Source organism: Curvibacter microcysteis (genome assembly GCF_028649455.1).
GTDB lineage: Bacteria > Pseudomonadota > Gammaproteobacteria > Burkholderiales > Burkholderiaceae_C > Curvibacter > Curvibacter microcysteis.
Map to the genome: position 1 here is coordinate 377184 of NZ_JAQSIO010000001.1, position 12565 is coordinate 389748.

13 protein-coding genes are annotated in these 12565 nt (G+C 67.0%); 12 read left to right on the forward strand and 1 reads right to left on the reverse strand.

Annotated features, from left to right (window positions below):
• The first annotated feature begins 4 nt into the window (after positions 1–4).
• From PSQ39_RS01620 to PSQ39_RS01675, 12 genes are all read left to right on the forward strand, one after another.
• Positions 5–373, forward strand: coding sequence for an EamA family transporter (locus PSQ39_RS01620; protein ID WP_273924844.1), 369 nt, complete (start codon positions 5–7; stop codon positions 371–373).
• A 30-nt stretch (positions 374–403) separates the two neighbouring features.
• A complete protein-coding gene (locus tag PSQ39_RS01625) occupies positions 404–1540 on the forward strand; it encodes a DegT/DnrJ/EryC1/StrS family aminotransferase (protein WP_273924845.1) in 1137 nt (378 codons plus the stop codon).
• A 62-nt stretch (positions 1541–1602) separates the two neighbouring features.
• The gene (locus PSQ39_RS01630) at positions 1603–2556 is read left to right on the forward strand and encodes a glycosyltransferase (protein ID WP_409241988.1); all 954 of its coding nucleotides are present in this window, start codon (positions 1603–1605) and stop codon (positions 2554–2556) included.
• Positions 2553–3545, forward strand: a complete 993-nt coding sequence (locus PSQ39_RS01635; RefSeq protein WP_273924846.1) for a formyltransferase — start codon at positions 2553–2555, stop codon at positions 3543–3545. Before PSQ39_RS01630 ends, PSQ39_RS01635 begins: the two co-directional genes overlap by 4 nt.
• Positions 3546–3578: 33 nt before the next feature.
• Positions 3579–4622 (forward strand): bifunctional UDP-4-keto-pentose/UDP-xylose synthase, encoded by a 1044-nt coding sequence (locus PSQ39_RS01640; protein WP_273924847.1) that lies wholly within the window; start codon positions 3579–3581, stop codon positions 4620–4622.
• A gap of 14 nt (positions 4623–4636) precedes the next feature.
• Positions 4637–5545, forward strand: a complete 909-nt coding sequence (locus tag PSQ39_RS01645) for a polysaccharide deacetylase family protein (protein ID WP_273924848.1) — start codon at positions 4637–4639, stop codon at positions 5543–5545.
• A 91-nt stretch (positions 5546–5636) separates the two neighbouring features.
• Positions 5637–7025: an MFS transporter gene (locus PSQ39_RS01650; RefSeq protein ID WP_409241969.1), complete on the forward strand. Its 1389-nt coding sequence runs from the start codon at positions 5637–5639 to the stop codon at positions 7023–7025.
• 242 nt (positions 7026–7267) lie between these two features.
• On the forward strand, positions 7268–7873 hold the full coding sequence (locus PSQ39_RS01655; RefSeq protein ID WP_273924849.1) for a TRAP transporter small permease: 606 nt from the start codon (positions 7268–7270) through the stop codon (positions 7871–7873).
• Positions 7874–7933: 60 nt separating this feature from the next.
• Positions 7934–9211 carry a TRAP transporter large permease gene (locus PSQ39_RS01660; RefSeq protein ID WP_273924850.1) on the forward strand — a complete coding sequence of 426 codons (1278 nt, stop codon included), beginning with the start codon at positions 7934–7936 and terminating at the stop codon, positions 9209–9211.
• A 68-nt stretch (positions 9212–9279) separates the two neighbouring features.
• Positions 9280–10287: a TRAP transporter substrate-binding protein gene (locus tag PSQ39_RS01665; protein ID WP_273924851.1), complete on the forward strand. Its 1008-nt coding sequence runs from the start codon at positions 9280–9282 to the stop codon at positions 10285–10287.
• Between the two features lie 83 nt (positions 10288–10370).
• Complete coding sequence (gene aroQ / locus PSQ39_RS01670) at positions 10371–10823, forward strand: type II 3-dehydroquinate dehydratase (RefSeq protein ID WP_273924852.1); 453 nt, start codon at positions 10371–10373, stop codon at positions 10821–10823.
• Positions 10824–10832: 9 nt separating this feature from the next.
• A complete protein-coding gene (locus PSQ39_RS01675) occupies positions 10833–11675 on the forward strand; it encodes a shikimate dehydrogenase family protein (protein WP_273924853.1) in 843 nt (280 codons plus the stop codon).
• 30 nt (positions 11676–11705) lie between these two features.
• Here the strand turns inward: PSQ39_RS01675 and PSQ39_RS01680 are convergent, their stop codons facing one another.
• The gene (locus PSQ39_RS01680; RefSeq protein WP_273924854.1) at positions 11706–12515 is read right to left on the reverse strand and encodes a HoxN/HupN/NixA family nickel/cobalt transporter; all 810 of its coding nucleotides are present in this window, start codon (positions 12513–12515) and stop codon (positions 11706–11708) included.
• Positions 12516–12565: the final 50 nt, after the last annotated feature.

Consider the following 12565-nt stretch of genomic DNA (forward strand, 5'->3'; position numbering starts at 1 on the left):
TCTCATGAAACTCACCGACTTCCTGTTTGTCCTCGCCGGCGTGCTGCTCAATGCAGGCGCGCAGCTGCTGCTCAAATCGGGCGCCAACGCGGTCGGCCCCATCCAGGGCCTGGAAGGCCTGCGCGGCGTGGCCCTGACCCTGGCCTTCCACCCCGGCATCCTGGGCGGGCTGTTTTGCTATGTGCTGAGCGTGGTGCTGTGGATCGTGGCCCTGTCGCGGGTGGACGTCAGCATCGCCTACCCCATGCTGTCGATTGGCTATGTGGTCAATGCCTTGCTGGCCGCAGCCCTGCTGGGCGAGGCAATTTCCAACCAGCGCTGGGCCGGCATGGCCGTGATCCTGCTGGGCGTGGCTATCATCGCCCGCAGCTGAGGCGCTTTATCCACCGCCTGCCCCGCCGCTTTGCCCCCTACTTTCCAACCGGACCGCACCGTGCAGCCTTTTCTGCCCTTCACCCGACCCTCGATTGACGAAGCCACCATCGAAGCCGTGGGCGCCGTGCTGCGCTCGGGCTGGCTCACCACGGGTCCGCGCTGCCAGGAGCTGGAAGCGGCCTTGTCGGCACGCTTCGGCGGCCGCCCGGTGCGCCTGGCCAGTTCGGCCACGGCCACGCTGGAGCTGGGCCTGCGCCTGGCCGGTGTCGGCCCGGGCGACGAGGTCATCACCACCCCGCTGACCTGGGTGGCCACCGGCAATGTGATCCTGCAAGTGGGTGCCACGCCGGTGCTGGTGGACATCGACCCCCTCACCCGCAACATCGACCTGGCCTTGCTCGAAGCCGCCATCACGCCGCGCACCAAGGCCTTGCTGCCCGTGGACTTGGCCGGCCTGCCGGTGGACCGGGTGCGCCTGTATGAGATCGCCCAGCGCCACCAGCTGCGCGTGATCGAAGACGCAGCCCAGTCCCTGGGCGCGACCTGGGCCGGGCAGGAAATCGGCCTGGGCGGCGACCTGGTGTCCTTCAGCTTCCACGCCAACAAGAACATGACCACGGCCGAAGGCGGCTGCCTGGTGATGAACAACGAGGACGAGGCCCGCCGCTTTGAGCGCCTGCGCCTGCAAGGCGTGGTGCGCTTCCCCGATGGCAGCGCCGACGTCGAAGAACTGGGCGGCAAGAGCAACCTCACCGACGTGGCCGCCGCCATCGGCCTGGGCCAGCTCAAGCAGCTCGACGGCTTCAACCAGCGCCGCATCGCACTGGCGCGGCGCTACTTTGAGCTGATCCCGCGCGACCTGGGCCTGGAACTGCCGCGGGCCGACTTCGACAACAGCAACTGGCACATGTTCCAGCCCCTGCTGCCGCGCGGGGTGGTGCGGGCTGACTTCATTGCCCGCATGCGCGAGCACGGCATCGGTGTGGGCGTGCACTACCCGGCCATGCACCTGTTCACCCTGTACCGCAAAATGGGCCATTTTGAAGGCCAGTTCCCGCACGCCGAGGACGTGGGCCAGCGCACCATCACGCTGCCCCTGTTCCCCGCCATGAACGACACTGATGTGGACCGTGTGTGCGCTGCGCTGCGCGCCGTCCTGTCCTGAACCCCACCGGTCACCCGCCCTTGAACTCCGAGCTCCAACCCTCTTTGTCCCCCCTGGCCCCCTTGCCGGCGCACGATCCCGCCGGCCCGGTGCTCAGCGTGGTGATCCCGGTCTACAACGAAGAAGACGGCCTGGCCGCCTTGTTCGACCGCCTCTACCCGGCGCTGGACGCCCTGGGCCTGCGCTACGAGGTCATCTTCATCAACGACGGCAGCCGCGACCGCTCGCCCGGCATCCTGGCCGAGCAGTTCAAGCGCCGCCCGGACGTGACCCGCGTGATCCTGTTCAACGGCAACTTCGGCCAGCACCGCGCCATCCTGGCGGGCTTTGCCCACTGCCGGGGCGAGCGCATCGTGACCCTGGACGCCGACCTGCAAAACCCGCCTGAAGACATCGCCACCCTGCTGGCCAAGATGGACGAGGGCCACGACTACGTGGGCTCGATCCGCCGCATGCGCCAGGACGCGGCCTGGCGGCGCTGGGCCAGCAAGGCCATGAACGGCCTGCGCGCCAAGCTGACCCGCATCAACATCACCGACCAGGGCTGCATGCTGCGCGCCTACAGCCGTGACATCGTCTCGCTGATCAACCAGTGCGGCGAGATGAACACCTTCATCCCGGCCCTGGCCTACCAGTTCGCGCGCAACCCCGCCGAGGTGGTGGTCGGCCACGAGGAGCGTTTTGCCGGCGAGTCCAAGTACTCGCTGTACAGCCTGATCCGGCTCAACTTTGACTTGGTGACCAGCTTTTCGGTCGTGCCCCTGCAGTGGTTCTCACTGATGGGCATGGCGATTTCTGCCGGTGCCGGATTGCTGGTGTTACTACTACTGGGCCGTCGCTTGATCCTCGGACCCGAAGAAGGTGGCTTGTTCACCCTGTTTGCCATTGCCTTCTTCTTGATTGGCCTGGCACTGTTTGGCATCGGCCTGATCGGTGAGTACGTGGGCCGCATCTACAGCGAAGTGCGCCAACGCCCGCGCTATGTGATCAGCGCGGTGCTGGAGCAAAAAGAGTGAGCCCCACCGTGGCCGCCCCCGCCAGCCAGCGCCGCCCCAGCGCCATCGTGTTCGCGTACCACAACGTGGGCGTGCGCCTGCTCAAGGTGCTGCTCGACGGCGGCGTCGACGTGAAGCTGGTGGTGACCCACAGCGACAACCCGAACGAGACCATCTGGTTTGCCAGCGTGGCCCAGCTCGCGGCCGAACACGGTCTGCCCTGCATCACCCCCGACAGCGCCGACGCGCCCGAACTGCTGGCCCAGGCGCAGCAGGCGGCGCCGGACTTTGTGTTCTCGTTCTACTACCGCTACATGCTGGGCCAGCCCCTGCTGGACCTGCCGCGCCACGGCGCCTTCAACCTGCATGGCTCGCTGCTGCCGCGCTACCGGGGCCGCGCCCCGGTGAACTGGGCCGTGGTGCATGGCCAGCGCGAGATCGGCGCCAGCCTGCATGTGATGAACGTCAAGCCCGACCACGGCGCGCTGATCGACCAGCAGGCCGTGCCCATCCTGAGCAACGACACGGCCCGCGAGGTGTTTGACAAGGTCACGCTGGCCGCCGAGCTGGTGCTGGCGCGCAGCCTGCCCGGCTTGCTGGACGGCAGCGCACCCCACCACCCGCAACAACACATCGCCGGCCAGTACTTTGGCCGCCGCACACCCGAAGACGGGCGCATTCCTGCGCACGCCAGCGCCTGGCAAATCCACAACCTGGTGCGCGGCGTGGCCCCGCCGGACTACCCCGGTGCCTTCTTTGAGGCCCAGGGCCGGCGCGTGCAAATTGACCGCAGCTTCTGGGCGGGGCCACCGGGCCCGGCCGGCGCGGTGCCGCCGGCCACGCCGGGCGCGGGTCGCTTCCAACTGAGCGTGCAAGGCGCGGGCCTGGTGATCACCGGCGCCGACGGTCAACCCCTGCCGGTACGCGCCGCGCGCCTGGACGGCGAGCCGCTGGATGCGGCGCGCCTGCAACAGCTTTTTGGTCCCCAGCCCGTGCTGGTGGCCGACTGATTCAACCCCATTCAACAGATACAGGACCAAACCGTGAAAAACGTGCTCATCCTTGGCGTCAACGGCTTCATCGGCCACCACCTGACCCGCAGCATCATCGAGAACACCGACTGGCACATCTACGGCATGGACATGCACTCCGAGCGTGTGCAGCCCTGGATGGACCACCCGCGTTTCCACTTCTTTGAAGGTGACATCACCATCAACAAGGAGTGGATCGAATACCACGTGCGCAAGTGCGACGTGGTGCTGCCCCTGGTGGCCATCGCCACCCCGGCCACCTATGTGAGCGACCCGCTGCGCGTGTTCGAACTCGACTTTGAAGCCAACCTCGAAATCGTGCGCCACTGCGTCAAGTACAAGAAGCGCATCGTGTTCCCGAGCACCAGCGAGGTCTACGGCATGTGCGAGGACGACGAGTTCGACCCCGAAGCCTCCAACCTGGTTTACGGCCCGATCAACAAGCCGCGCTGGATTTACGCCTGCTCCAAGCAGCTGCTGGACCGTGTGATCCACGCCTACGGCCAACAGCACGGCCTGGACTACACCCTGTTCCGCCCCTTCAACTGGATCGGCCCGGGCCTGGACAACCTGCACACTGCCAAGGAAGGCTCCAGCCGCGTGATCACCCAGTTCCTGGGCCACATCGTGCGCGGCGAGCCGATCAAGCTGGTCGACGGCGGCGCGCAACGCCGCTGCTTCACCGACATTGACGACGGCATCCGCGCCCTGATGCTGATCCTGGCCAACGAAGGCGGCTGCGCCACGCGCCACATCTACAACATCGGCAACCCCAGCAACGACCTGTCGGTGCGCGACCTGGTGACCGAAATGCTGGCCCTGGCCGCCCAGTACCCCGAGTACCGCGAGCACGCGGCCAAGGTGCAAGTGGTCGAAACCACCTCCAAGGACTACTACGGCCAGGGCTACCAGGACGTGAGCCGCCGCGTGCCCAAGATCGCCAACACCCAGGAAGAACTGGGCTGGGCCCCGCAAGTGACCATGCAACAAGCGCTGAGCCGCCTGTTTGAGCACTACAAGGACCAGCTCGACAGCGCGCGCGGTCTGATCAACTGAGACCGGCCCCGCGCATGAGCGTCATCGCCCTGAAGATCGATGTGGACACCTTTCGCGGCACCCGCGAAGGCGTGCCTGCCCTGGCGCGCCTGCTGGAGAAGCACGACGCCCCCGCCACCTTCTTGTTCAGCCTGGGGCCGGACCACACGGGCCGCGCGCTCAAGCGGGTGTTCCGCCCGGGCTTTTTTGGCAAGGTGGCGCGCACCTCGGTGGTCGAGCACTACGGGATCAAGACCCTGATGTACGGCGTGATGCTGCCGGGCCCCGACATCGGCCGGTGCGAAGCCGAGGGCCTGCGCGCCATCCGCCGCGCCGGCTTTGAAACCGGCGTGCACACCTGGGACCATGTCCGCTGGCAAGACGGTGTGGCCCAGGCCGACGAGGCCTGGACCCGGCGCGAGCTGCAACTCGCCACCGAGCGCTACGCCGAGGTCTTTGGCGAACGCCCCACGGTGCACGGCGCCGCAGGCTGGCAAATGAACGAAGCCGCCTACCGCCTGCAAGCCGAACTGGGCTACACCGTGGCCTCGGACGGGCGTGGTGAGCACCCCTACTGGCCTTGCAATGCCCAAGGCCAGGTGATCGGCCCGGTGCAGCTGCCCAGCACCTTGCCCACGCTGGACGAGCTGATCGGCCTGGACGGCTGGACCGTGGACAACGTGCACGAAGCCTTGCTGGCACGCACCCGCACCCTGGCGCCCTTGCATGTCTACACCTTGCACGCCGAACTCGAAGGCCAGAAGCTGGCCCCGGTGTTCGAGCGCCTGCTGCGCGGCTGGCGTGAACAAGGCTACCGCTTTGCCACCGTGGGCGACTGCGCCCGCCAGCTCGACCTGAGCGCGCTGCCGCGCTGCCCGGTGGCGCTGGGCACCATCCCTGGCCGCAGCGGCACGCTGGTGGTGCAGCAGCCGGCTTTCGCCTGAGGCACTGGCGGGGGCGCCCCGCGACGGCCCCGCCCTCCTCAAGCACCAGCGAGCGCCAGCAGGAATGGCGCGGCGCCGATATAGTCGCGGCATGCCCGCCGCCGCCGACCCACGCACCACGCCCCCTCTCCCCACAGAACCCGAACACCGGCTGGGCCCCCAAGGCGTGTTGGCCCTGATCGCCATCCTCATGGGCGTGGGCCTGGGCACGCTGGACACGGCCATAGCCAACACCGCCTTGCCGGCCATGGCCGCCGACCTGCGGGCGCCGCCTGCGGCTTCGATCTGGGTCATCAACGCCTACCAACTCGCCGTGGTGGCCACCCTGCTGCCATTTGCCGCCCTGGGCGACTGGGTGGGCCCGCGCCGGGTCTTCATCGGGGGCCTGGCCTTCTTCACCCTGGCCTCGCTGGCCTGCGCACTGGCCCACACCTTGCCGCAATTGGCGGCGGCCCGGGCGCTGCAAGGCATTGGCGCGGGCGCCATCATGAGCGTCAACATCGCGCTGATCCGCCTGCTCTACCCCGCCTCGCGCCTGGGCCGGGGCGTGGGCATGAACGCGCTGGTGGTGGGCGTGTTCTTTGCGGTCGGGCCCACCGTGGCTTCGCTGGTGTTGACTGTGGCCGACTGGCCCTGGCTGTTTGCCATCAACGTGCCCCTGGGTGTGCTGGCCCTGGGCTTTGGCTGGCGCACCTTGCCGCACAGCGCACGGCGTGGTCACGGCCTGGACCCGCTGACCGCCGTGCTGACGGCCATCACCTTTGCCAGCCTGATCCTGGCCCTGGGCGCCGCCGCCCAACGCGAGCCCTGGGCCTGGGTGCTGAGCCCGGCGGCGGTGTGCTTGGTGGCGGGCGCACTGCTGCTGCGGCGCCAGGCCGACCACCCCGCGCCCATGCTGCCGGTGGACCTGCTGGCCCGCCCGCTGTTTGCCCTGTCCACCCTCACCGCCATGGCCTCGTTTGCGGCCCAGGGCCTGGCCTTCGTGTCGTTGCCGTTTTATTTTGAAGAGGTGCTGCACCGCAACCCGGTGGACACCGGCTTTTTGATGACCGCCTGGCCTGTGGTGGTGGCGGCGGCCGCGCCTTTGGCGGGTCGCCTGTCCGACCGCTACCCCCCGGGCTTGCTGGGCGGCATTGGCCTGAGCCTGCTGAGCCTGGGCCTGGCCACCATGGCCCTGCTGCCCGACAACCCCACAGCCTTTGACATCGTCTGGCGCCTGTGCCTCTGCGGCGCGGGCTTTGGTTTCTTCCAGTCGCCCAATCTGCGTGCCCTGATGTCCAGCGCCCCACCGGAACGCGCCAGTGGGGCCAGCGGCATGATCGCCCTGGCCCGCCTGACCGGCCAGACCCTGGGCGCCGCCGGCGTGGCCTTGTGTTTCAGCCTGGCGGGTGCCCACGGCGCCATCACCGCGCTGGCCCTGGGGGCGGTTTGCGCCGCGGTCGGCGCCACCGCCAGCACAGCCCGGCTGTGGGCGCGCTGAGCGTCACCCCTCGCCGCCTTCGGTTCCGTCTCGCCCCCCGACCAAAAGCGCCTTGCCACGTCTGGCGCGCAGCTCACGACCTGTCACCGGGCTCACCCCCCAAGCGCCAACCGGCCCTTTGCGCGGTCACCGATCGCCACCGTGCGCGCCCAGCGCCAAGGCCACCACCCCTCGGGTTATCACCAATAGCCCAAAAACTAACTGGTTCGTACATTTGCAGCGCACCTGAGGAGACCCCATTCATGCTGAACCGATTCATTGACCGGTACGTCCAATTCATCAACGCCCTCATCGCCTTCGCCCTGGCGGTGATGGTCGTGCTCGTGTTCGGCAACGTCGTCATGCGCTACGGCTTCAACTCCGGCATCGCCGTCAGCGAGGAGCTGTCGCGCTGGCTCTTTGTCTGGATCACCTTCCTGGGCGCCGTCGCCGCCATCAAAGAAAACGCCCACCTCGGCAGCGACATGCTGGTCTCGCGCCTGCCCGTGCTCGGCAAAAAGATCTGCCTGGTCCTGGGCCAACTGCTCATGCTCTACATCACCTGGCTGTTCTTTGACGGCAGCCTGCAGCAAGCCAAGATCAACTGGGACGTCGAAGCCCCGGTCTCGGGCCTGTCGGTCGCCATCTTCTACGCCTCGGGCGTGGTGTTCTCGGTCTGCGCCGGCGTCTTGCTGCTGCTGCAAATGCTGCGCGCCCTGACCGGCCAGCTCAGCGACGCCGACCTCGTGATGGTCAAAGAGTCCGAGGAACAAGCCGAACTCGAGGCCCTGCAGGCCGAGCTGGCGCGCGAGAACGCCCACAGCCACTCCCCGCTGGGCGACAAGCCGCTGCCCCACGCGGGCAAGTAAGCCCGCCCCCGCACCCACCCCGACAACGACAACAACACCCAGACCCCGGAGCGCTTTGCCATGACGGTATTGATTTTTTTGGGCGGCCTCATCGGCGCCATGATGCTCGGCATCCCCATTGCCTACGCGCTGCTGGCCAGCGGCGTGGGCCTGATGTGGCACCTGGACCTGTTTGACGCGCAGATCCTGGCGCAGAACTTCATCAACGGCGCCGACAGCTTTCCGCTGCTGGCCGTGCCCTTCTTCATGCTCGCTGGCGAGATCATGAACGTGGGCGGCCTGTCCCAGCGCATCGTCAACTTCGCGCTGGCCCTGGTCGGCCACGTCAAGGGCGGGCTGGGCTATGTGGTGATCCTGGCGGCCTGCCTGCTGTCGGCCCTGTCGGGCTCGGCGGTGGCCGATGCGGCCGCGCTCACCGCGCTGCTGCTGCCCATGATGGTCAAGGCCGGGCACAAGAAGGAAGTCTCGGGCGGCCTGATCGCCGCCTCGGGCGTGATCGGCCCCATCATCCCGCCGAGCATCGGCTTTGTGATCTTTGGCGTGACCGCCAACGTGTCGATCAGCAAGCTGTTCATCGCTGGCATCTTCCCCGGCATCATGATCGCGGTGGGCCTGGCCTTCACCTGGTGGTGGGTGGGTCGCAAAGAGCAGCTGGCGCTGCCCCCGAAGAAGACCCGCGCCGAAGTCTGGAAGGCCGCGCGCGAGTCGGTGTGGGCCCTGATGCTGCCGGTGTTCATCCTGGTGGGGTTGCGCATGGGCGTGTTCACGCCCACCGAAGCGGCGGTGGTGGCGGCGGTGTACTCGCTGTTCGTGGCCAGCGTGATCTACCGCGAGCTGCCGCTCAAGGCCCTGTACCCGATCTTTGCGACCGCGGCCAAGACCACGGCGGTGGTGATGTTCCTGGTGGCGGCGGCCATGGTGTCGTCGTGGCTGATCACGGTGGCCAACCTGCCCGCGCAGATGGTGGAGCTGCTCAAGCCCTTCATGGACAACCAGACCCTGCTGCTGATCGCCATCATGGTGCTGGTGATGCTGGTGGGCACGGCGATGGACATGACGCCGACCATCCTGATCATGACGCCGGTGCTGATGCCGGTGATCAAGGCCGCGGGCATTGACCCGGTGTACTTCGGGGTGCTGTTCATCATCAACAACTCGATCGGGCTGATCACGCCGCCGGTGGGCACGGTGCTCAACGTGGTGGCGGGTGTGGGGCGCATGAAGATGGACGAAGTCACGCGCGGCGTGCTGCCCTTCATGGCCGCGCAGTTCATCGTGATGTTCATCATGGTGGTGTTCCCGCAGACCGTGCTGGCACCGCTGCGCTGGTTCTACTGACGCCCACTTTTCCCCCTCACCTTCTGACCCTTCTTTTTGAAGCCTCTGACCCCTGACTGGAGACAAACATGAAACGATTTTTTCTGAAGACCCTGATCGCCGCCATCGCCGTGGGCTCCATGGGCCTGGCCGCCGCCCAGGACATCAAGCCGCGCACCATCAAGTTCGCCACGCAAAACCCCAAGGGCCACCCGCTGGTGACTGGCGCGGAAAAATTTGCCGAGCTGGTCAGCGCTCGCTCGGGTGGCAAGCTGAAGGTGAATGTGTTCGCCGGCGGCGTGCTCGGCGGTGATGCCCAGAACATCTCGGCCCTGCAAGGCGGCACGCTGGAGATGATGGTCATGAACTCGGGCATCCTGGCCAATGTGCTGAAGGAATTCTCGGTCTTCGACTTCCCCTTCATGTTCGCCAACGCCCAGGAAGCCGACGCCGTGGTCGATGGCGCCTTCGGCAAGATGATGCACGACCGCCTGGACGCCAAGGGCATCCACGGCCTGGCCTACTGGGAACTGGGCTTCCGCAACATCACCAACGGCAAGCGACCGATCACCAAGGTCGAAGACATCGCTGGCCTGAAGCTGCGCGTGATCCCCAACGCCATCAACGTGGACTGGGTCACCGCCCTGGGGGCCAACCCCACGCCCATGGCCTTCCCTGAGGTCTATGGCGCGCTGGAAAACCGGGCCATCGACGGCCAGGAAAACCCCTTCACCGTGGTGGAAGCCAACAAGCTGTACGAAGTGCAGAAGTACCTGGCCGTGACCAACCACCAGTACAACCCCCAGTCGCTGATCATCAGCAAGAAGTTCTGGGACGGCCTGAGCGCGGATGAAAAGAAGATCATTGCCGACGCCGGCGTGGAAGCCGCCAAGTTCCAGCGCGGTGTGTCGCGTGAGCAGTCTGGCGCCGCCCTGGACAGCCTGAAGAAGCACGGCATGCAAGTGACCGAGTTCAACGCCGCGGAGCTGACCAAGTTCCGCGAGAAGCTCAAGCCCGTGATCGAGAAGCACGCCGCCATCGCCGGTGTGGACGTGGTCAACGCCCTGCAAGCCGAACTGGCCAAGCTGCGCAAGTAAGCCCCAGCCACGCCACGGCCTGACTGCCCATGCGGTCGGGCCGTGTTCATTTCAAGCCCCTATTCCCACCCCACGGTCACCCCATGCGCACGCTCAAAGTCCTCATGCTCCACGGCATCAACCACAACATGTTCGGCAAACGGGACCCGGCCCAGTACGGCACCGTGACGCTGGCCGAGATCGACCAGCAACTGCAGGACCTGGGGCGCGAGTTGAACGCCGAGGTGACGTCCTTCCAGACCAATGCCGAAAGCGCCATGTGTGAGCGCATCCACGCTGCCTTCCAGGACGGCACAGACGCCGTGCTGATCAACGCGGGCGCCTGGACCCACTACAGCTACGGCATCCGCGATGCGCTGGCCATCCTGACCGTGCCCGTGGTGGAGCTGCACATGTCCAACATCCATGCGCGCGAGGCCTTCCGCCACACTTCGGTGTTCGCCGAGATCGTCAAGGGCCAGATCTGTGGCTTTGGCGTGGACAGCTACCTGCTGGGCCTGCGCGCCGGCGTGTCGGCTGCGCGCGCTGCGGCCTGAGGAGCGCCCATGCAGATCACTGGCAACACCTCGCTGATTGCCCACATCGGCTACCCGACGCACTCGTTCCGGGCGCCGATGATCTACAACCCCTACTTTGAAGTCGCCGGCATCGACGTGGTGGTGGTGCCCATGGCCAGCCAGGCCGAGCACTTTCCGGGCTTTTTGCGCTCGGTCTTTGGGCTCGACAACCTGTGCGGCGCGCTGATCACCATGCCCCACAAGGTGAGCACCGTGGCCTTGCTGGACCAGGCCTCGACCGCGGTGCAGATCGCGGGCTCCTGCAACGCCGTGCGCCGCGACGCGCAAGGCCGCCTGGTGGGTGACATGTTCGATGGTGAAGGCTTTGTGCGCGGCGTGCTGCGCAAAGGCGTGCTGCTGGCAAGCGCGCGCGCCCTGCTGGTGGGCTGCGGCGGCGCGGGCTCGGCCATTGCGGCCTCCTTGGCGGCCGCAGGCGTGGCCGAGCTGCACCTGTACGACAGCCGCGAGGTCTCGGCCCAGGCCCTGGCCCAGCGCTTGCGCCAGCACTACCCCGCGCTGCAGGTGGTGACCGGCGCCAATGACCCAGCCGGCTTTGACCTGGTGGTGAACGCCACCCCCATGGGCATGAACGAGGGCGACCCCTTCCCCATGGACGTGTCGCGCCTGGAGCCCCACACCTTTGTCGGTGAGGTGGTCATGAAAAAAGAGATGACCGCCTTCCTGAGCGCCGCGGCCGCACGGGGCTGCCGCTACCAGGTGGGCTCGGACATGTTGTTTGAGCAAATCCCGGCCTACCTGGAGTTCTTTGGCCTGCCCAGCACCACGGCCGAGCACTTGCGGGCCGTGGCCCGACTGCAGTACGCCAGCTGAGGGGGTCTGCAGGCCAGACGCCCAGGGTCTTCAGGCCCAGCGGCGGCGCGCCCCGCGCAGCACCAGCCCAAAAGCCAGCATCAGCGAGGCCAGCACGGCCAGGCCCAACAACAGCTCTTTGCCCTCGGCCCACGCATCGACGGTGGGCGAGTACAGCTTGGCCAGGCCCAGGCCAGCCACCCCCCAGCTCAAGGCCACGATGGTCAGGCCCATCACGCGCGAGGCGCGGCGGGCCACTTGGTCGGCGCGCGCCATCAAGCGCGCCATCCACAGGCCATTGAGCCCATCCGTGACCAGCATGCCCAACAAGAACGCCAAAGCCAGGCTGGCCGCCGGCCAGGCCCCGCCCAGGCGCCCGCCAGCCAGTGCAAAAAAGGCCGCCTGGGACAAGGTGTCGAACGACAGGGCAAACAAAGCCCCCACCAGGGCCACCATGACCGGGTGCGAGACCTGCTGCAAGCCGCGCAGGCCCCAGGCCTTCAAGCCCAGCGGTCGCACCATTTGATCGGGCGCCGTGCGCCACAGCGCCCACAGATTGAGCCCCCCCAACAGCAGCAAGAAGCCAATCGACACCCAGGCGCCCAGCGCGTCCAGCCACTCAGGCACCTGGCCGTGCCCAGCCAGCACCGACAGACCCAGCGCTGTGGCCATGACCACCGCGCCGTGGCCGAGCGAAAAAAAGCTGCCGCAAAAAGCCGCCAAACGATGCTGCAGGCGGCTGTTGTGGCGCGTCAGGCCGTCAATGGTGGCCAGGTGGTCGGCGTCCAGCCCATGTTTGAGCCCCAGCACAAAAGCGAGGGCCAGGAGCGTGGGCCAGTCGGAGGAGGTGGAGACGTCCATGGTAAGAAATTTTTGGACATTCTCTTACTAAATGGGCCGAGCGGCCATGC

Excerpts from the sequence above, each read along its gene's own strand:
- PSQ39_RS01620 (WP_273924844.1), top strand. The coding sequence starts at position 5 with ATGAAACTCACCGACTTCCTGTTTGTCCTCGCCGGCGTGCTGCTCAAT.
- PSQ39_RS01645 (WP_273924848.1), top strand. The coding sequence starts at position 4,637 with ATGAGCGTCATCGCCCTGAAGATCGATGTGGACACCTTTCGCGGCACC.
- PSQ39_RS01650 (WP_409241969.1), top strand. The coding sequence starts at position 5,637 with ATGCCCGCCGCCGCCGACCCACGCACCACGCCCCCTCTCCCCACAGAA.
- PSQ39_RS01655 (WP_273924849.1), top strand. The coding sequence starts at position 7,268 with ATGCTGAACCGATTCATTGACCGGTACGTCCAATTCATCAACGCCCTC.
- PSQ39_RS01660 (WP_273924850.1), top strand. The coding sequence starts at position 7,934 with ATGACGGTATTGATTTTTTTGGGCGGCCTCATCGGCGCCATGATGCTC.
- PSQ39_RS01665 (WP_273924851.1), top strand. The coding sequence starts at position 9,280 with ATGAAACGATTTTTTCTGAAGACCCTGATCGCCGCCATCGCCGTGGGC.
- aroQ (WP_273924852.1), top strand. The coding sequence starts at position 10,371 with ATGCGCACGCTCAAAGTCCTCATGCTCCACGGCATCAACCACAACATG.
- PSQ39_RS01675 (WP_273924853.1), top strand. The coding sequence starts at position 10,833 with ATGCAGATCACTGGCAACACCTCGCTGATTGCCCACATCGGCTACCCG.
- PSQ39_RS01680 (WP_273924854.1), bottom strand. The coding sequence starts at position 12,515 with ATGGACGTCTCCACCTCCTCCGACTGGCCCACGCTCCTGGCCCTCGCT.